The following is a 19,267-nucleotide window of genomic DNA, read 5'->3' on the forward strand; positions in this document are numbered from 1 at the left end:
ACCCGAATGAGAGGCCGGAAGGTTGTATTTCGTAGGGATAGGTTTTTCCTACCATAGGATTTTGATTCCCGATAATATTTCCTGTCATGACTGATATAATTTATAAACTTCCTGCCGGAAGCTGTTTAAACATATAGTACTTTTCTGATCAGATTGTTGGGGAGAATGAAGAAGTATACCCTCATATAGGATTACATTTTTTTTCATTGTGTTTTTGTGTTGGTTCAAAAACAAAAATAAAAAAAATCATAATATGGTGACATAAAAAAAACTCGGATTACAATTAAAAGTTATTTTTTCTCTACAGAATATACAGGAGCAGCTTTTAACCATTGATATTTCAGGTTCCTGTCTTTGGCTATGAAACGGTAGCCTTCCAGTTTTTTCAGATAAACATACATGGAATCACTATTTTTAATCTTTAATTTATATTGGGATAAAAACAGCATTGGCATATCTACCGTAGAATCTCTTACCGTTTTCAATACTTTCCCAGATTTTACTTTATAGAGAAAGAATGATTTTCCGCGGCCTTTTGAACTGTCTGCCAGCTTTACATCTGAACTTGCAATGACGAGCTCACTGCCATCAAAGCATTCGTCTTTATTCATGATGTATGCTTTTCCTTCCTGACGTTCGTGTGCGAAAAGATCATTTTCATAACTGCCGGGACTTTGGTATTTTTTTTCACAGCTTATCAAAATGATCATCAATACAATGGGCAAACCAATGATAAGCTTTTTATTCATATTCAATTTCATAGGTGTTGGTTGAAAAAAAACCGATGTAAAATTGCATCGGTTTTTGTTATGTAAAGTACGTTGATGTTACTCCTGAGTATATTCTGCATCCCATTCGTTACCATCATCTCCCTTGTGTCCGTCCAATTTAATAACGAAACTTTTTGTAGGGAAATAAGGCGTCATACGGATATCCAGCCACACTCTGTCTTTGTTTACTCTATCCTGCTCGAAACGAACAATTTTGAATTTTTCAATCAATTTGTCCGGTCCTTTGATATTATCAAGGAAGGTTACGATTTGTCTTCTCAAATCGTCTTCGTTTTTAGCATTCCAGTTTTCGAAAGCTCTTCTGTTCAGGAAGTCTAGTAATACTTTGGTTACATAGTCGAATACACGCACTACAGAATACGTCTGCAGACCAATATTGTCTCCTGTAAATAAGGTCTTCGCAGAGAAGGCCATAATTTTTCCGTACTCGTTTACCATGGGTACAAGACCCATTTTTTCTAATTGAGAAATTTCACTTTTCTTCAATTCGAATTTTACAGCGTCTACTTCGTTGATATTACCATGTTTTTTACCTGCTGCTACCTGAGACATCAGTGTTTTATGGATTTTTCCGGCTAATGAAGTGGAAGGTGGAAGCTCTACGTTTTCTTCTTCCCCTACTTCTTCAGCTTTACCACGTCCTACCAGCCAGTTACACGTCATAATAACGTTACTTCTGTGAAGTTCACCTCCGGTAAGATTTGCAGAGTGGAATAAGTCTACAACGTCATCCGGTTTATCAAGGTTGGCGAAGTCTGTAACCATCATTACTTTGTTTTCGTTACAGATTTTTGCCCACTTCTCAATGACTTTGTTTGATCCTAAATATCCTGGTATTGCAAGGATTGAGTAGTTGTCTCTAAGATCAAGACGGTCGTAATAATTTTTGAATTCTTCTGAGATTGCATCAATGAACAAAGGATTATCCAGATCGGAAACCTGCTCAAGGCTTGCATTTACGATACTTACGTTATCCACTTTGTCCAATTCTGTATTTTTGTAGAATTGCGCTACTGTTCTGTAGTTGGTTTCCAACAGACGAACGGCATCCAGTGTATTTTTTAAGTTTGTTTTTAAGTTTTGATCGGCCTGTTGTGCTTTACTCTTGCACGTATCAGCCATTTTATCTGCAGATTCACTCCCTTCTAAAAGGTTCACCCAAAGATTGATCTTCTGAAGAAGTTCTTTTCTTTCGTCTGCTTTATTGCTGTCATTCAGGAAGATTTCTTTTCTTGCCTTTCTTGTTGGGTTCATATTGGCGATACCGTCTACAACGGATTCAACAAAGCCAAAACCTCCCATTTTATTGAGCTCTGCAAGCGGGTTGCCTTTCGGCTGCCCTGAGTGTTGCTGCTGCCCCTGCTGTTGGCTTTCTTGTGCCTGTAATTTGCTATCCATGATTTAATGTAGTCTTTAATTATTTTTCAAGTTCTTGTGCCACTTCTTTCAATACTTCTACGAACGCAGCTCTTGTCTGATCGTTCTCCAGCATGTTGCGTAGAATTTTGTTAGTTTTCAGCTGACGTACTATTTTATTGTACTGCTCCTGTTCCATGCTCAGCTGCTGCAGATAATCTGACTTCTGAGTAAGGCTTTTAGGGGTAAAGTCTCCAAGGTTTTGAAAACGGAATTCTTCTTCTACCATTCCACCATCTTCTGTTTCGTGCTGTACAGATATTGCTGGCTGAAAATGTTTGAAAACGTCTTCCACTGTTTTTAATCCTGTTACGATTTCAGGAGTATAAGACTCTTCTGTTGTAAGTTGGCTTACTATCAGTGATTTATTTTCCTGTATTTCCTGAATAGCTTCATTAGCGTCTACTTTTACCTCGTTTCCGCCAACACCATAATTAAACATTGCCATATTATTGTTATTTTGAGATTTATTAATTTGGTTTGGATCTGTCTTTGAGTAATTTACTGACGAATCAAATAAATTACCAATCCAGTGTTTAAATTTAAAAAAAAACTGTAACATAAAAAATTTTACTAAGATTTTTATTGAATCAACTCTATTTATTTACACTTATTCAACATAAAATCACCATATTACGATATCACTAAGCTATGAAAAAATAAATAAAGTCATTCAAGAAAAAAAATAAAATTTTTAATCGCACTACTCTTATCCTATGAATGTTAAAATAGGAGTTCCTCAGACATTACAAAAAAATATTCTTTATATTTATTAAAAGTGAACAGTGTCATGAAAGATGTAAAAATAGCGTTCAGAAAACCCATATTTCCAGTTTCAGAAGCATTACAGCAGTATTTGGAAAAATACAACAGAACCACCAAAATTAAGTTTCTGTATGAAGATCTCTTAAGATTCAGTGATAGTGTAAGAATTCTGGATAAAGACGGAAAAGATACTTTGTGGCTTGGGGTATTATATCCTGAATTTGAGTTTAAAGAAATAGAGGCTAATTTAAATAAAATTTATACGCTTCTTCATTCTGATGGAGATATTGCTACTTTACCTTATCTGAAAGTGGATACGATTGACTTTTGTACCTTCGGAAACTCTAAACCTTTCCGGGTTCGGGTGAGAAATGTACTTAATGATAATTATACTTATTTTTATATTAAACAGGCTGATGCTTCCCGAATATTCGGATTGGAACTTGAAGATCTGCTTTCTCCCAACCGGATAAACTTTTTGGTTTACAAAAATACTTTGATTGAGGAACATATTCTGGGAATTCCCGGAGATGTTTTTATTCAGAAACATCTATTGAACTGTACAGAACTGGAAAAAGCACAGATTTCCAAGGAGTTTGTGAAATTCAATGAGCGTTGTCTTATTGGTCTTCTTGGTGATATGCGTTCTTATAATTATGTTGTGATTCCCATACACGATTTCGACCAGGTTATTTACAGAATTCGTCCCATCGATTTTGACCAACAAACGTATGAGGGGAATTTGAAAGTTTATCTTCCACAGTATTTCAAAGAAAACAGTCAAATGGTAAATATGGTACTGGAAAAACTGAAGCCAAGTTCTATAGAGCAATACCGTAAGGAGGTACGTTCACAGATCGTAAAAAGAGTGACCAGCAGCCAAAACAGATTTGATGAGCTCATTTCTATTATGAAAAAAGATAATATTGCGCCGGAAGCCAATGTTATAGAATTAAGGACAGCTTTACAAAAACTCACTTATGATGTGAATTTCAAGTATTGTAAAACCATGGGAGATATTATAGAGACCGGAATCAAGTTTGTACTCCGGAATTATAAGAAAGAATATTAAAAGAGAATCCGCTTCAATATGAAGCGGATTCTTTCTTTTCTAACAATTTTCGGGTAAAATTACCAGATTTTTATTCTGTCCTGAGGAGCTTTATACAATTTGTCCCCCGGTTTGATATCAAATGCTTTGATGAATGAATCCTGATTAACCAACGGTCCAAATGCTCTGAACATTCCCGGAGAGTGCGGATCTGTTTTCACCTGATTGATCATGTATTGATCGGTAGCTTTGGTTCTCCAAACGGTTGCCCAGCTCATAAAGAATCTCTGATCCTGAGTGAATCCACTGATCTTTCCAGGGTTTCCTTTATCTTTTAAATACATTTGAAGAGCGTCGTAAGCCACTGCTACTCCACCTAAGTCACCAATGTTTTCACCGCTCGTAAATTTACCGTTTACGAAGCTTCCTTTAACAGGCTCGTAAGCACTATACTGAGCGGCTAACTGACCTACTTTTGCATCGAAGTTTTTACGGTCAGCATCACTCCACCAGTTATTAAGGTTACCATCTCCATCGAAACGTGAACCACTGTCATCAAATCCGTGAGAAATCTCGTGACCGATAACGGCTCCGATTCCTCCGAAGTTCACTGCTGCATCAGCTTTAGGATTGTAGAAAGGCGGCTGAAGGATCGCTGCCGGGAATACAATCTCATTGTTTGATCCGCTGTAGTACGCATTTACAGTTTGTGGAGACATTCCCCATTCTGTTTTGTCAACAGGTTTTCCTACTTTGTCCAGACTTCTCTGATACTGCCATGCTGCTACATTCTGAAGGTTAGAATATAACGTAGCGCCTTCTTTTGGAGATTCTACTTTTAATTGAGTATAATCTTTCCATTTATCCGGATAGGCAATTTTTACAGTAAACTTGGATAGTTTTTCCTGAGCTTTTACTTTGGTTTCAGGAGACATCCAGTCTATATTGGCGATGTGTGTTTTGAATGATTTTAAAAGGTAATCAATATACGTTTCCATCTGCTTTTTAGCTTCAGGAGTGAAGTATTTGTCTACATATAGTTTTCCGAAAGCTTCTCCAAGAACTCCGTTTACAAGAGTAAGCCCTCTTTTGTTCATCGGACGCTGTTCTTTCTGACCCTGTAAATATTTAGCATAGAAATCAAATCTGATCTGTTCTAAGCTGTCGTTCAGGTTGCTTGCATTTCCGTTGATGATATGATATTTCAGATAGTCTTTTAATAATGGAAGATTTTTTTGGGTAATGAACTGATCCATGTTCTGGTAGTATTTCAGTTCTCCGATGATCACCCGGTCTGTATTTACTCCTGCATCTTTCAGATATTTGGCAAGGTCAACATTTTTCACAAGTCCGGATAATTCTGATACGTTTTTAGGGTTGTATCTTAAATTAGCATCTCTGTTCTGCTCAAGCGTCAATAAATAATTGGCAAGCTGTTTTTCAAAGTCTACCACATTCTGTGCTGCCTGAGGAGAATTTTTATATCCTAAAACACCAAATAACTTTCCAACGTAAGTCTGATATTCTGCCAGTGTTTTAGTATTGGCTTCGTTTACTTTCTGGTAATAATCTCTTCCCAATCCCAGATCCGGACCGCCAAGATATACCGCATTCATATTGGAATTCTTCATATCAGCACCTACTCTCCATCCATAGAAGGAGTTGTCTCCTAATTTTGTAGCTTCCAAAAGGTATTTCTGAAGATCACCCACACTTTTAATAGCATCTACTTTGGCAAGATCAGCTTTGATAGGTGCCAGACCTTCTGCATTTCTCTTACTGGTATCCATGAAAGAGGCATACAGGTTCTGGATTTTCTGCCCTTCAGATCCTGCCGGGTATGATTCTGTAAGGATTTTGTTTAAGATATCTAATGAAGCATCATCCACATTTTCTCTCAACGCATTGAAAGAACCCCAATTGGCTTTATCGGAAGGAATCTGAGTAGTTTTCACCCAGTTTCCGTTCACATAGCTAAAAAAGTCATCCTGCGGGCGGACACTGGTATCCATGTACGATAAATTGATTCCCTCTTCTTTTGCTTCTTCTTTTACCGGTTCAGCTACTTTTGCTGTAGCTTCAGTTTTATTGTCTGTCCCTGCAGTCTTTGCTGCACCACAAGAGTTAAGAAATACAATACCCGAAAGGGCAAGTATTCCAATATTTAGCTTTTTCATTAAAGATAATTTTTGATTTTACACAAACTTATCAAATATACAAACTTTAATGATATGTAATGAATGATATTTATATATGGCTGAAAATTGAAGATTTGGATTAAAAATTTAAAATTTAATGTTTACCACCCCGTCAAAAATTCTTTGAATTTTTGCCAGCCCTACGAGGGAGGGGAATGATGGAGGCCGTTATTATAAATATTATTCCCCCGATTACTTATTACTTATTACCCATTATCTATTTTCCCTATTCCCTGCAACCTATTATCCTATCACCCGCTACCTCCTATAAAAACAAAACCGCCCATTGCTGAGCGGTTGTTATTGTTACCAGATTTTGATTCTTTCTTCCGGAGTTTTGTATAGTTTGTCTCCTTGCTTTACATCGAATGCTTTATAGAAAGCATCAACGTTGATAAGTGGACCAAAACTTCTAAAGTATCCCGGAGAGTGCGGGTCAGTTTTCACCTGATTCACCATATATTTCTCACTTGACAATGTTCTCCAAACCGTTGCCCAGCTTAAGAAGAATCTCTGATCCTGAGTGAATCCGCTGATTTTCCCTGGGTTTCCTTTGTCTTTTAAGTACATTTGAAGAGCGTCATAAGCAATGTTTACCCCTCCTAAGTCAGCGATATTTTCACCGTTTGTGAACGTACCGTTTACAAAAGTTCCTTTTACAGGCTCGTATTTGTCATACTGAGAAGCAAGGGCTTTTGTAGCTTTTTCGAAGTTCGCTTTATCTTCCGGTGTCCACCAATCTACCAAGTTACCGTCTGCATCGAACTGTGCTCCTGAATCATCAAATCCGTGGCTCATTTCGTGACCGATAACAGCACCAATACCTCCGAAGTTTACAGCTGCATCAGCTTTAGGATTAAAGAATGGCGGCTGAAGAATTGCTGCAGGGAATACAATCTCGTTGTTTACCGGGTTGTAATATGCATTTACAGTCTGTGGAGTCATTCCCCATTCTGTTTTATCTACCGGCTTACCAATTTTAGCCAAGTCTTTGTTATACTGCCATTCACCAATGTTCTGAAGGTTTTTGTAAAGGTTTCCACCATTGGCTTCAGAAACGATATTTAATTTTGAATAGTCTTTCCATTTGTCCGGATAAGCTACTTTTACAGTAAACTTATTCAGTTTCTGCATTGCTTTTTCCTTAGTTGTAGAAGACATCCACGCTAAGTTGTTGATATGAACAGCAAAGCTTTTCTTTAAATAATCAATCAATTCCACCATCTGAGCTTTTGCTTCAGCTGGGAAATATTTCTCAACATATAATTTTCCGAAAGCTTCTCCTAAAGAACCATTGATCAATTCAAATCCTCTCTTGTTAAGAGCTCTTTGTTCCTGTTGTCCTCTAAGGTATTTACCGTAGAAAGCAAACTTCATGTTTCCTAAGTTTTCGCTTAAGTAAGAAGCACTTCCGTGGATCATGTGGAATTTCAGATAATCTTTAATTACAGGAAGATTCTGAGCATTTACTAGTTTATCGAAGTTCTTATAGAATCCTAATTCACTGATAATTACTTTGTCAGAATTTACTCCTACTTTTTTAAGATATCCCGGAAGATCAACATTTTTTACCAAAGCAGAAAGTTCAGCCATCGTTTTAGGATTGTACTGAAGTGTGTTATCACGACTCTGCTCGTTTGTCAGGTAAGTATTTGCGATGCTTTTTTCATAATTAACGATACCTTTTGCTGCTTCATCAGCATTTTTGTATCCTAATTCTTTTAGCATTGAAGCTACATATTTCTGATATTCAGCAATAGCTTCTGTATTTTTCTCGTTTACTTTCTGATAGTAATCTCTTCCTAAACCTAGAGAAGCATTACCTAAGTAAACAGCATTCATTTTAGAATCTTTAAGGTCTGCATCTACTCCCCATCCGTAGAAAACGTTTTCCCCTTCTTTGGTCACAGAAGTAAGATAGTTCTGAAGATCAGCCATGTTTTTAATAGCATCAATCTTGTTCAGATTTTCCTGAATAGGTTTGATTCCGTCTGCATTTCTCTTCTGCATGTTCATATAAGTAGCATACAGATCCTGAATTTTTTTCCCTTCACTTCCGTCAGCAAATTTATCTTTCAGAAGAGAGTTCAGGATTGTCATGGAATTGTTATCCGTGTCCTCAGCCAGTTTGTTGAAGCTTCCCCAAGTTGGTTTGTCAGATGGAATTTTGGCAGTTTTCATCCAGGTTCCACTTACATAGTTGTAAAAATCATCCTGAGGACGCACTGAAGTGTCCATCAAGCTAAGGTCTAAACCTTTGTCTGTGTTATTCACTGCTATTTTAGCAGCTTTAGCTTGTGCGCTCATAGTAGTTTGAGTGCAGATCCCTGCTATTAAAAACAAAGAAAGCGTTATTTTTTTCATTATGATAACAATTTTTAGAATATGTATGATTTATTTCGTATTTGTTACTTTTCAACGAAACAAATTTAAACAAATAACGTCATAGCATGACAAGAATTTATAATTTAGAAAGTTGGAAGCTGGGAGGAGGAAGCTGGAAGCTATAAGAATCGTAAAAAATGATAACATCACTGTAATTCTATTTTTAAAAGTAGTTTTATTATAGTTCTCAGTAATGATAAAATAAAAGTTACTTCCAGCCTCATTCTTCCAGCCTCCAGCCTTCATTAAGAAGTTGCTATCTCTTTCACATTCCCGGTTCTTTTCAGGAATCCCCAGGACTGCATTTCGCCTTTCAATGCTTTTCTTAAACTTTTAAATAATACAATATACATCAGCCATCTATACCCGAATCTCTGTGGAATAACATACAGGAGATTAATCAGTTTTTCCCGCTGCATGATGAATGCGATTAAAGCTAATGAAGCATCGACCAAAAGGAAGATCAGATAATAGGTAAATATTTTATCTCCGTTTCCGGATAGGATTCCAAAAAACATAATCACATCTGCCAATGGCGAGAAAAATGGTATAATGTATTGGAATAATAAAATATTCGGCATTGCCCAAAGTCCCAATCCTTTATATTTAGGGTTAAGGAAAGTCTGTCTCTGTTTCCAGAACATCTGCATGATTCCGTAGGTCCATCGGAAGCGCTGTTTTAAAAACTGTTTTACGGTTTCCGGAGCTTCCGTTACAGCTATTGCTCTGTTTTCGTTGGCAACCGTATATCCGGCTTTTAATATTTTCACTGTAATATCACAATCTTCTGCTAAAGTATCCGATGAATATCCTCCTGCTTCAATGATCACAGATCTTTTAAATGCTCCGATAGCTCCCGGAATTACGGTAATCGCATTGATGTGAGCATACGCCAGCCTGTCAAAATTCTGGCTTGTTGTATATTCTATAGCCTGCCATTTGGTAAGCCAGTTGACTTTGTTTCCTACTTTCACATTTCCTGCTACAGCTGCTATTTTTTCTTCAGGATTTGAATTTAAAAATCGTGCAATCATATATTTCACCGCATCCTGCTGCAGTTTGGTATCGGCATCAATACACACAACATATTCTGCATCGGTCTGTGATATTCCGAAATTCAGGGCTGTTGCTTTTCCACCGTTTCCTTTGGTGAAAATTTTCAATTTCGGGTGATTCGGAAATGCTTCCAATGCTTTTTCATAAGTAGAATCCTTGCTTCCGTCATCTACCATAATAATATTAAAATTAGGGTAAGTCTGTTTCAATAGATTCTGCAGGGAAGAAACAATATTCACTTCTTCATTATAAGCGGGAACAATGATTGAAACCTTTGGATAGGATTCCAACACCGGAAATCCACCCAGTTTTTTCTCTTTTTTTCTTTCTTTAAAAGCCCAGTATGCCATCAGCAGTAATCTGATCAGTCCTAACACAATGAAAATGGTAAACAATGCAACCAGGAAATGGCTTATTCCGTAGATAACAGTAGCCAATACAAGGTTCAGCTGCATGATATAATACGATCTTGTTTTGGGAACTTCAGGCATGAGCTCACTTCTGCTTTTGTGCAGAATATTGGTCAGATTGGTAAAATGATAGCCTTGTTTCTGAAGAGTAGGAATCAGAATTTTTAAAGCTTTTACGGTTTCTTCTCTGGTATCACCACCCGCATCATGAAGAAGAATGATATTCCCTCTCTCCTGTTTGATTCCGGCCATTACACGCTTTACAATTTCATCTGCTTTTATTCCCGGCTGCCAGTCTTCAGGGTCTATATTTTCTCCGATATCCAGATAGTTCTGCTGTCTTGCCAAAGCAACAGGGATAATCTCTTCTGAAGTAGTAGGCTCAGAATCCGCATTATAGGGAGCTCTGAACAGAATCGTACTGTGTCCTGTGATACATTCGATCAGAAGTCTTGTCAGCTTCATTTCCAGCAAAGCTCTTTCAGGGCTTACTTTGGCCACATTTTCATGAGTAAAGGTGTGATTTCCTATTTCATGTCCTTCACGGTAAATTCTTTTAACGAGTGGAAGATTTTTTTCGGCATTCAATCCTACCAAAAAGAAAGCTGCCGGAACGTGGTATTTAGACAGAATATCCAATACTTGCGGAGTATAGGTTTCATCGGGACCGTCATCAAAAGTGAGGACGAGTTCTTTCTGAGGAGCGCTTCCGTATTTTTTTACTTCATAAGAACTTGGATAGGTAATATAATTTTCGTCTGTGATAATTTTCTCTTTCGGATCAATTTCCAGTGCAATTTTTCCGTCATGAGGCGTATTCAGAACATCTAATACTTCTCCGTCTCCGATGTAATCCACCATGGTCTGCCCTTTTACATTTTCAAGTGTTTTTAAATTCAGCTTGGAGAGGCCAGCGAACGTAAGGTCTTTATCATAGAAATTCCAGACTCTGCTGTCTTCACTTCCGAGTCTCCAGAGTGCGGTTCCAGCCAAAGGATACTCTGAGGAGAAACGCATTGTATTGAAAATAGAAGCTGCATCATTGAAAAATACGGTGTGGGTTAAATTTTTAGAATCGGTATAAGAATAATTTAAATTAAACGTATTGTCATTAAAATCAATAACGGCTTTACTTGCACTAGCTTTGGTAATCGCCTGCATGTAAGTAACGGAGGTATTGTCATCCTTATTGGAACTCCAGTCATATCCATAAGCTCCCAATCCCAAAATGATCTTTTGCGGAGAAACTTGTTTCACGATTTTTCCAGTCTGTTCTTCAATCCATTTTTGAGAAGAAACCGGACCTGCATCACTTCCTGCAGAATATTCGTCATAAGCCATCAGCACAAAATAATCTACATAAGGATTCAGTCTTGGGATATTGTAATCATCGTTATCCGTCATAATATCCATGGTAACCAGCAACTGATTCTTTTTGAAAGTTTCTGAAAGTTCTTTCATAAAGGCAATCAAATTCTCATCAGAATTCAGATTCATATCTTCAAAGTCGATATTAATTCCTTTGAAGTGATATTTTTCACATTGCTGGGTGATCTTTTGAATCAGGTGAGTTCTTTTCTGTGGATCATTCAGAACTTTTACCAGACCTTCTGAACGGAATTCTCTGTCAGAGTTATTACTCAGCATCGGCATCGCAGCAACACCTGTTCTTTTAATTACTTTGTATCCTTCCGGATCCACATTGGTTTTCAAATCTCCTGTTTTGGGATCAAGGAAAAACCATTCCGGAAAAACAAGATTGACGTGTCTGATATTTCTTTTCAGAGACATCAACGACTGGGGATCCCATGCCACATAAAATGCAGACCGGATTCCCCCCGGAAACTGAGCCCAGTTTCGGTTCTGATTTTTGTATCTTTCAGCTCTTGCTTTCTCAATTTTATCGAGACTGGTATGGATTGTTTTTTCAGAAATAAAGCTTCTGAACCCATTATATTCTTTGGAAATTTTATTCTCCTGAAGATAAGGCTTATTGGCTGTAATAACAGCTTTATAGTCTTCTTTAAAAGGAATTTTAGGACTTCTGTCCAGAGTCATCATCAGACCTAAAGCAAGCAGAAGCAGTATTCCTATAAAGATAAAAACACGGCTTCCCCATTGTACACTTTTCCAGCGTTTTTTGCTGCTGGTCTGAAAAATCTGTTTGGAATTTTCCACGATTTTTGAAATTTATTGAAGGGCTTTCAAAAAGTGTGAAAAACTATACTAAAATTAATTAAAAAAAAATTAAAAATAATGTATTATAGTGAACTGTTTACAAGAAGACCTACCAAATCCTGAATCACTTTTTGGGAAACAAAATCCATAAAGTCTACTCTTTCCAGATGGGGCATGTATAATTTTGAGGTAACTTCCTGATCATTAATCCTGATGGTATAGTAAACAGTTCCCACCTCTTTACCATCCTCTCCTTTTCCTGGCCCGGCAACACCCGTTGTAGAAAGGGAGATATCGGTTTCAAACAATTGCTGGCATCCTTTGGCCATTTCCTGTGCCACCTGCTCACTCACTACAGTGAACTCATCCACAGTTTCTTTGGAAACATTTAAAATTTTAATCTTTTTCTCTGTGGCATAGGCTACCATTCCGCCAAGGAAATATTTTGAACTGCCGGAAACCGAAGTAATCATTTTTGCCAGTTCGCCTCCTGTACAGCTCTCTGCGGTCGAAATCGTCAGCTTTCTTTCGGTAAGCATTTCTGCCAGAATGTTTTCAATTTTATCTTCAGTTACAGCAATAACGTGGCCTTCTACCAGAGGAAGCAGTTTTTGTATTTCTTCTTCTGTTCTTTGTTTCAGCTGTTCTTCATTCTCACCTGAAGCCGTCAGACGAAGCTTTACACGAGTTCCAACGGGAAGATAAGATAATGCAATATTTTCTGGAAGTGCCAGCTCCCATTCTTCAATTTTGTCTGCAAGAATACTTTCAGGAATTCCTACCACAGAAACAATTCTGGTATGGATATAATGAAGCTTGAATCTTTGCTGTAAATAAGGAATAATCTGATCTTTGATAAGCGGCTTCACCTCATAAGGAACACCTGGAAGGCTATAGCACAATTTCCCATCCTGTTCCATCATCATGCATGGTGCTGTTCCGTAATGGTTTTGAAAAACGATGGATTTGGTAGGCACAAAAGCCTGTTCTTTGTTTCTCTCCAGAATATCTGCTCTTCCTCTTCTTTCCATATAGCCTTTAAGATGGTTGAAGGTTACCTCATCCAAAGCAATTTCATCATTAAAGTATTCCGCCAGTGCTTTTTTGGTTTTATCATCTCTCGTTGGTCCCAGTCCACCAGTTGTAATCACTAAATCCCCGATTTCAAAGGCTGTGCTTAATGCATTCTTAATGGTTTCAATTTCGTCTGAGATGGTAAGAATCTGAATAACTTTTATTCCTATATTTTTAAGTTCCGTGGCAATAAAATTAGAATTGGTATCTACAGTGTTTCCAGAAAGGATCTCATCACCGATAGTAACCAGAACAGCATTTTCCATATGTTTTTTTGTTGAAAAAAATTCTATGCAAATGACGGAAAATTCTGTGGCAGCGGCAATATAAATTGATTTTTTCTATTTTTGACGAGATTATCTAAAACTACAACAAGAATTATGTCTAAATATGATGATGCTTCATGGCATTATGGTGGTGATTTTCCGGAAGGACTTCCTCAGGAAAATGGGGCAACCCACACAGGAATGTTCCTGAACTGGTGTATTCATAACGATTTGATCTCCGAAGAACTGAAGGAAGATGCTGCAGAGGAAATAGAAAAAGTAAAACGAAGAGAAATTACCGGTGCTGAATTCATTATGGATTCCTGTGACGGGAAATTTTCCGAATATGACCTGAATGAACTGGGAAATCTTTTTGCAAAAGATTATTATGCAGACGATACAGACTTCGGGAACAGATACAGCTCATTTGCTGATGATTATGTGAATCTTTTTGATGGTAAAGCAGAGGAAAATGACTACGAATACGAAACCTTCTATCACATCGAAGACACCTACGAAAACTATGATCTTATGAAACAGGTTATTGCTCACCGTTTTGAAGAATGGAAAGAGTATATTAAAAGTTAAAAAACTAAAAGCGAAGAAATTTTTTTTCTTCGCTTTTTATATTAATTATGCTTCACCCAGATCAGTTCATCGGTATTATAACCGATTTTTTTTGCTTTTTGAATGAAACGCTGACGAATGCTTTCAGGAATATTGGTAGTACGGGAAAGAATCCACAAATATTTTAAACTGCTTCCTGCTACGAGAGCATATTGATAGTCTTCATCAATATCTATGACATTATAACCAGCCCAGATAGGTTTAAAAAATGAAACTTTAAGACGCGCTTCAGTAGGATCTTTTACAAATTTTGCTTCCCCGATGGATTCGTTCCATACTTTTTTAACGTAATCATACCCTTTATTTCTGACCTGAACTGCTCCATCCGGATTTTCAGTATATTCTGCAGTAACATTATCCATATTTTTTTCGAATCTATAATCAAAACGGGCTATCTCATACCATCTGCCAAGGTATTTTTTAAGATCAAAATTCTTTACCGCAGATGCTCCTCTGGGAATCCTCACAGAATAGGAGTTGAAAACGATAAGCCCCAATGCTCCCAACGAAACGGGAAGTATAATTTTATGAATGGTTTTCATGACAGGAATATTTTGGTGGTTATGATAAAAACGTCAAAAATAATGCCTTAAGTCTGTTAAAGATACAATAAATTCTATGAAAATACCTTTAGGAAATTATCTTTAAAGCTTCCTGAAACCTCAATTTCTGTATCATCAGACAGCATTACCGTTCCGCTTTTATGATAAGATTTAACAAATCCTGTATTGATAATATGGGAACGGTGAACCCTCACAAACGGATTTTCCAGAAGGTCATCAAAGTGTTTCAGAAAACGGCATACCATTTTCTTCGAGCCGTCTGTAAGGTATACCTGAGTAAAATTTCCGTCTGCCTGAAGTCTTACGATATCTTCGGTCTTTACGACGTCAAATCCCTGTAAAGTAGGAAGAATGAGCTGTTGCTTTTCCGGTTTTAACTTCAGGTTTTCGAGAAGAATTTTGTTTCGGTTGAGCTCATCTTTTTTCTCAAGACTTTCAGCCACTTTATTGACCGCCAAAATCAATTCCTGAATATCAATAGGTTTTAAAATATAATAACTTGCTGACTTGTTTAAAGCCTGCAAAGAATATTGAGAAAATGCAGTAATAAAGATAGTTTCATAGGAGAAATCTTTGGTGGCTTCCAGCACGTCAAAAGCATTTCCAAAAGGCATTTCAACATCCAGAAAGACTAATTGAGGCTGCTTTTCGGCAATTAAAGGAACGGCTTCTTTGATATTTTCTGCTTCGCCAAGAATTTCCACCTGCGGACAGTATTTGGTCAGATAGTTTCGTAAAACTTCTCTTGCTATGAGCTCATCATCTACAAGTACGGCTTTTATTTTCATTACATCAGATTTTAGGAGGCAGATTGCAGATGCAAATTAGGAATATTTCACCAACTTTACAATCTTGCCCTTAACTATAAGCTTTTAAAGGCTATACTCTCTTCCAGAACCAGGCGTATTTTACGATCAATATTGTAATTATACATTCTACCAATGCAAGGAAAACATAAAACAAATACCAATCTGAAAAGGAAGTAATACCAATAAACAGCATAACTAGAGTAAAAAATGTACCAAAGATGATATTGATAATCCTGTTAACCGCTGGTTTCAGGATCAGAGAAAGAAATACCATTACCGCAGGAATTGACAGAACCACTGAAGCAAGAAACAATTTCGGAGGGGAATCTAATAAATTGGTTCCTTCCACCAGACCGCGTGTCTTTCCAGGAGTATAAAATTCGAAATAATCACCATACAGATAGCATAAAGTAACTGAAGTCCAAAGACCAGCCAGTATGATTTTCACATTAATCTGTATATCTTCAAATTTTGTAGAATTGCTCATGGTTATGATTTTTAATTTTGATTTAAATTTTTATTTCGTACTCCAGCCAGCAGCAACCAAAGACAGGTTCCTATTTCTCCTATCGTTGCCGGTAAAGTGATATAATTTGATATTGAATAGTCTGAAAAATGAGATACTACAGTTCTACCAAAGACATTGATCAGATATCCAAAACATCCCAGCATTAAGAAAACCCCTAAAATCTTTGGCAAAAAGCCGGATTTATAGACAAGATATCCAAAAGGAAAAAGCCATAATCCCCAAAAGACCTGCGCAATTAAAAGCCCTTTGTTATAACTGCTCAGCAAAAGCATCATCTGGGCTTGCAGCTGTTTTACATCAAACACTTTCAAATAATCAGCACCTTCAATAATGGTAAGTACAGAAAATTTGTTTTGGAGGTTAATAAAGGAGATAGGAATACTGATCAGAGCGAGAATAACCATCAGCTTTGCATATACTCCATCCACATTTTTCAGCAATTGATATAATGTGAAAGGAAGTAATGTGAAAGCGATATAACAGATAATACTGCTGGCGATACTCAGCCTGAATAACTGAACTGATGAAGAAATATTTTGAAAAGTCAGTACAGGATTTTCCCATACAATTAGTTTTGACGGAACGTACATTAAGCTGAACAATCCGGTTAGGATAACAATGAGATAAAAAAATCCCGCGAGTCTGGCTGTTTTATTAGGAGTAATCATTTTGGGTTATGTTTTTATCTAATAAGACAATAACTTTTTCAAAATGGTTACAGTTTTTTTAGGTAGCAGGTAGCAGATACAAGCTAAAAGGCATTGTAAAAGTTAAATTTTCATGTATTTATGGAGCTTTTATAATATTTTATTAATTTAGGTTTTCCTAAAACTATAATCATTTTAAACCCAAAACAAGATGAAATCAAAACTTCTTATTCTTTTCTGTATAAGTGTATTCAGCCTTTCTTTTTCACAGATGAAAATATCAGAAAGAGATGATATCAGTAAGATTAATAAAAACTGGAGGATTACAAAAACCATTTCCGGAACCTATGGAATCTCAGATAAAAGCGGGAAAATTATCGTACAGCCGGTATATTCTAAGATTAATAAATTTGGCGAGTATTCCGATGATCTGGCACTTGTAAAAAATATAACTGGAACTTATGGCTTTATTAACCTTTCGGGAGCTGAAATCATTCCTGCCCATTATGAACTGGAGTATATCAAAAAGAATTTTTATGTTTTGAAGAAAAAGTATATCAAATAGAAAACACAGATCAATCTGAATTCAATTATTTCAGATTGATCTGGATGGTTACCAAAACACCGCTGCTATTTTCTTTATCTTTTACAGAGCAGCTGATATCTTTTTTGTAGAGATCGTTCAGAAGCTGAATTCTTTCCAATGTATTTTTCATTCCTCTGCCCTCTCTGGTCTTTTGATGCTGGGTTTTCTGCTTTTTACTTTCTTCGATGCCTATTCCGTTGTCTTCAATAAGAATCTTCAGATGAGATTCATTTTTCTCAAAGCTCAATTTTAAAAATCCTTTGTCAGCTCTGTAACGGAGTCCGTGCCAGACAGCATTTTCCAAAAACGGCTGTAGCAGCATTCCCGGAACCTGAAGATTTTGCATATTCAGATTTTCATCTACCTCAATTTCATAATCGAATTTATCTGCAAAACGTGTTTTTTCCAAAGCAAGGTAGTTCTGAAGAAGATCCAGTTCCTGTTGAAAAGGAATAAAGTCTTCGGTTGAATTTTCCATCACACCACGCATTAGTTTGGAAAATTTTGTCAGATACTGATTCGCTTCCAGTTCATTATTAGTTGCGATAAAGTGATTGACACTATTTAAACTATTAAAAATAAAATGAGGATTCATTTCTCTACGAAGCGACTGAAGGGCTATTTTCTTATTTTTTGTCTGCACCTTTTTCAGTGTTCTGAAAATAAAAATAATTAATCCGGTCAGCAATATCAAAGCTCCGATCAAGGTATAATTGAAAACATTCTTTTTTCTGAGAAGTTCGTCTTTCAACCCTTTTTCTTTTTCCAGCTGTGAAATTCGCTGTTCCGTATCTTCCAGAATTTTATTATCAACAAGACTTCTGTCTTTGGAAACGAGATTCGGAAGTTTTCCCAAAAAGTCTCTGTACAGCTGAACTGAAGCATCTACATTTCCTGAAATGGCATAAAGACTGTCCAGTTTTTTCACACTTCTCTGTGCTTCCAGCGTATGACCTTTGTCCAAAGCAATTCCGTAGGCATTTTTCAAAAGATCCACGGCTTCTTTAGGATCATTTTTCTTAATATAAATATCTGCAAGCTCCTGAATCTGATTGACTTTTTCCTGAGAATTTTCTTTCACGAAATCTTCTTTCAGCACTTTCTTTTTGGCTTCAATAGCTTTCTCGAAATTCTTATTTTCCACATAGAGATCTGCCAGTTTCTGGTTGATGGCAAGAGCTTGCTGAGGAGCTTCTTTTTTGGAAATTTTATACGCTGTATTCAGGTTTTCTTCAGCACTGGAAACATCTTTCTGTCTCAGATTAACATCTGCAAGCTGGCTATAGCTCTCTGCAAGATCACCCTGTTCATTTTCCTTTTTAGTGAGATTAATGTTATTCTGAATCGCTTCTGCTTTAAGTTCGGGTGTGGGAGAAGAAAGTCTTGCCACATCATTAGAATTAACAGCTTTACTTTTTTCACTATAGCTCGCTTGGGCTGCCATACTGTAATTGCTAATGGCTGGTGTTATTTTATTCTGCTTTTCCTGTGACTGGGCTAGTCTTCGGGTAGATTTTTCAATATTGGGCTTGTCATTGAGTTTTTCATATAGCTTTTTTGCTTTTGTATAATACTCTTCACTTTTCGCAAAGTTTCCCCCATTGAAAAATGTTTCTCCAATATTATAGTATGAATCTGCCTGGGCAGGTTCATTTTTGTTGTCCATTGCTTTTTTCAGCTTCTTCGTTTCCACCTGCACTTCTTCCACAGCAGCACTGCTATTAGTAGTGGTTTGGGAATACATTGTATTTCCCAAGAGCACCAGTAAAAAGAGCGTAAAGAGTTTAAGCATTTTCATAAAACAAAGATATACATATATATAGTCTGCTCAAAAACTATTCACCAAGTGAAGTTTCCCATTCACCAAGTTGAGTCTCTGATACTGTGACCGTAAGGCTAAGTTTGAGGCAAAATAA

The 19,267-nt window shown here is 36.8% G+C and carries 15 protein-coding genes; 3 read left to right on the top strand and 12 right to left on the bottom strand.

The annotated features are described in order from the left end of the window. Nucleotides 1–290 precede the first annotated feature (290 nt). The 3 genes from CQ046_RS15580 to CQ046_RS15590 all read right to left on the bottom strand — a co-directional run bounded on the left by CQ046_RS15580 (nucleotide 291) and on the right by CQ046_RS15590 (nucleotide 2,655). Nucleotides 291–761, bottom strand: coding sequence for a hypothetical protein (locus CQ046_RS15580; protein ID WP_105703167.1), 471 nt, complete (start codon nucleotides 759–761; stop codon nucleotides 291–293). A gap of 66 nt (nucleotides 762–827) precedes the next feature. After that, entirely contained in the window at nucleotides 828–2,189 is a 1,362-nt protein-coding gene (locus tag CQ046_RS15585; protein ID WP_105703168.1) for a DUF5458 family protein, read from the bottom strand. 19 nt (nucleotides 2,190–2,208) lie between these two features. After that, nucleotides 2,209–2,655, bottom strand: a complete 447-nt coding sequence (locus CQ046_RS15590) for a type VI secretion system contractile sheath small subunit (RefSeq protein ID WP_164976673.1) — start codon at nucleotides 2,653–2,655, stop codon at nucleotides 2,209–2,211. Between the two features lie 342 nt (nucleotides 2,656–2,997). On the opposite strand from CQ046_RS15590, the gene CQ046_RS15595 reads away from it, so the two are divergent. Next, nucleotides 2,998–4,044, top strand: coding sequence for a hypothetical protein (locus tag CQ046_RS15595; protein WP_105703170.1), 1,047 nt, complete (start codon nucleotides 2,998–3,000; stop codon nucleotides 4,042–4,044). Between the two features lie 59 nt (nucleotides 4,045–4,103). Here the strand turns inward: CQ046_RS15595 and CQ046_RS15600 are convergent, their stop codons facing one another. From CQ046_RS15600 to CQ046_RS15615, 4 genes are all read right to left on the bottom strand, one after another. After that, a complete protein-coding gene (locus CQ046_RS15600; protein WP_105703171.1) occupies nucleotides 4,104–6,200 on the bottom strand; it encodes a M13 family metallopeptidase in 2,097 nt (698 codons plus the stop codon). Between the two features lie 327 nt (nucleotides 6,201–6,527). Then, nucleotides 6,528–8,585 (bottom strand): M13 family metallopeptidase, encoded by a 2,058-nt coding sequence (locus CQ046_RS15605; RefSeq protein ID WP_105703172.1) that lies wholly within the window; start codon nucleotides 8,583–8,585, stop codon nucleotides 6,528–6,530. Between the two features lie 266 nt (nucleotides 8,586–8,851). Continuing rightward, the gene (locus CQ046_RS15610) at nucleotides 8,852–12,250 is read right to left on the bottom strand and encodes a polysaccharide deacetylase family protein (protein WP_105703173.1); all 3,399 of its coding nucleotides are present in this window, start codon (nucleotides 12,248–12,250) and stop codon (nucleotides 8,852–8,854) included. Between the two features lie 83 nt (nucleotides 12,251–12,333). Then, nucleotides 12,334–13,590 carry a CinA family nicotinamide mononucleotide deamidase-related protein gene (locus CQ046_RS15615; RefSeq protein WP_105703174.1) on the bottom strand — a complete coding sequence of 419 codons (1,257 nt, stop codon included), beginning with the start codon at nucleotides 13,588–13,590 and terminating at the stop codon, nucleotides 12,334–12,336. A 114-nt stretch (nucleotides 13,591–13,704) separates the two neighbouring features. Here CQ046_RS15615 and CQ046_RS15620 point away from each other — a divergent pair, with 114 nt between their 5' ends. Further along, nucleotides 13,705–14,178: a hypothetical protein gene (locus CQ046_RS15620; RefSeq protein ID WP_105703175.1), complete on the top strand. Its 474-nt coding sequence runs from the start codon at nucleotides 13,705–13,707 to the stop codon at nucleotides 14,176–14,178. 41 nt (nucleotides 14,179–14,219) lie between these two features. On the opposite strand, the gene CQ046_RS15625 is transcribed toward CQ046_RS15620, so the two are convergent. The 4 genes from CQ046_RS15625 to CQ046_RS15640 all read right to left on the bottom strand — a co-directional run bounded on the left by CQ046_RS15625 (nucleotide 14,220) and on the right by CQ046_RS15640 (nucleotide 16,786). Continuing rightward, a complete protein-coding gene (locus CQ046_RS15625) occupies nucleotides 14,220–14,759 on the bottom strand; it encodes a lipocalin family protein (RefSeq protein ID WP_105703176.1) in 540 nt (179 codons plus the stop codon). Nucleotides 14,760–14,833: 74 nt separating this feature from the next. Further along, on the bottom strand, nucleotides 14,834–15,568 hold the full coding sequence (locus CQ046_RS15630) for a LytR/AlgR family response regulator transcription factor (protein ID WP_105703177.1): 735 nt from the start codon (nucleotides 15,566–15,568) through the stop codon (nucleotides 14,834–14,836). A gap of 91 nt (nucleotides 15,569–15,659) precedes the next feature. Then, entirely contained in the window at nucleotides 15,660–16,076 is a 417-nt protein-coding gene (locus CQ046_RS15635) for a DUF6326 family protein (RefSeq protein ID WP_105703178.1), read from the bottom strand. 11 nt (nucleotides 16,077–16,087) lie between these two features. Further along, complete coding sequence (locus CQ046_RS15640; RefSeq protein WP_105703179.1) at nucleotides 16,088–16,786, bottom strand: DUF4386 domain-containing protein; 699 nt, start codon at nucleotides 16,784–16,786, stop codon at nucleotides 16,088–16,090. Nucleotides 16,787–16,976: 190 nt separating this feature from the next. Here CQ046_RS15640 and CQ046_RS15645 point away from each other — a divergent pair, with 190 nt between their 5' ends. Next, on the top strand, nucleotides 16,977–17,330 hold the full coding sequence (locus CQ046_RS15645; RefSeq protein ID WP_105703180.1) for a WG repeat-containing protein: 354 nt from the start codon (nucleotides 16,977–16,979) through the stop codon (nucleotides 17,328–17,330). A gap of 25 nt (nucleotides 17,331–17,355) precedes the next feature. Here the strand turns inward: CQ046_RS15645 and CQ046_RS15650 are convergent, their stop codons facing one another. Further along, nucleotides 17,356–19,149 carry a histidine kinase gene (locus tag CQ046_RS15650; RefSeq protein WP_105703181.1) on the bottom strand — a complete coding sequence of 598 codons (1,794 nt, stop codon included), beginning with the start codon at nucleotides 19,147–19,149 and terminating at the stop codon, nucleotides 17,356–17,358. Nucleotides 19,150–19,267 lie beyond the last annotated feature (118 nt).

Origin of the sequence: Chryseobacterium sp. MYb7, from assembly GCF_002979455.1 — a bacterium.
Taxonomy (GTDB): Bacteria; Bacteroidota; Bacteroidia; order Flavobacteriales; family Weeksellaceae; genus Chryseobacterium.

Coding starts and splice junctions, on each gene's coding strand:
- CQ046_RS15580 (WP_105703167.1), bottom strand. CDS start 761: ATGAAATTGAATATGAATAAAAAGCTTATCATTGGTTTGCCCATTGTA.
- CQ046_RS15585 (WP_105703168.1), bottom strand. CDS start 2,189: ATGGATAGCAAATTACAGGCACAAGAAAGCCAACAGCAGGGGCAGCAG.
- CQ046_RS15590 (WP_164976673.1), bottom strand. CDS start 2,655: ATGGCAATGTTTAATTATGGTGTTGGCGGAAACGAGGTAAAAGTAGAC.
- CQ046_RS15595 (WP_105703170.1), top strand. CDS start 2,998: ATGAAAGATGTAAAAATAGCGTTCAGAAAACCCATATTTCCAGTTTCA.
- CQ046_RS15600 (WP_105703171.1), bottom strand. CDS start 6,200: ATGAAAAAGCTAAATATTGGAATACTTGCCCTTTCGGGTATTGTATTT.
- CQ046_RS15605 (WP_105703172.1), bottom strand. CDS start 8,585: ATGAAAAAAATAACGCTTTCTTTGTTTTTAATAGCAGGGATCTGCACT.
- CQ046_RS15615 (WP_105703174.1), bottom strand. CDS start 13,590: ATGGAAAATGCTGTTCTGGTTACTATCGGTGATGAGATCCTTTCTGGA.
- CQ046_RS15620 (WP_105703175.1), top strand. CDS start 13,705: ATGTCTAAATATGATGATGCTTCATGGCATTATGGTGGTGATTTTCCG.
- CQ046_RS15625 (WP_105703176.1), bottom strand. CDS start 14,759: ATGAAAACCATTCATAAAATTATACTTCCCGTTTCGTTGGGAGCATTG.
- CQ046_RS15630 (WP_105703177.1), bottom strand. CDS start 15,568: ATGAAAATAAAAGCCGTACTTGTAGATGATGAGCTCATAGCAAGAGAA.
- CQ046_RS15635 (WP_105703178.1), bottom strand. CDS start 16,076: ATGAGCAATTCTACAAAATTTGAAGATATACAGATTAATGTGAAAATC.
- CQ046_RS15640 (WP_105703179.1), bottom strand. CDS start 16,786: ATGATTACTCCTAATAAAACAGCCAGACTCGCGGGATTTTTTTATCTC.
- CQ046_RS15645 (WP_105703180.1), top strand. CDS start 16,977: ATGAAATCAAAACTTCTTATTCTTTTCTGTATAAGTGTATTCAGCCTT.
- CQ046_RS15650 (WP_105703181.1), bottom strand. CDS start 19,149: ATGAAAATGCTTAAACTCTTTACGCTCTTTTTACTGGTGCTCTTGGGA.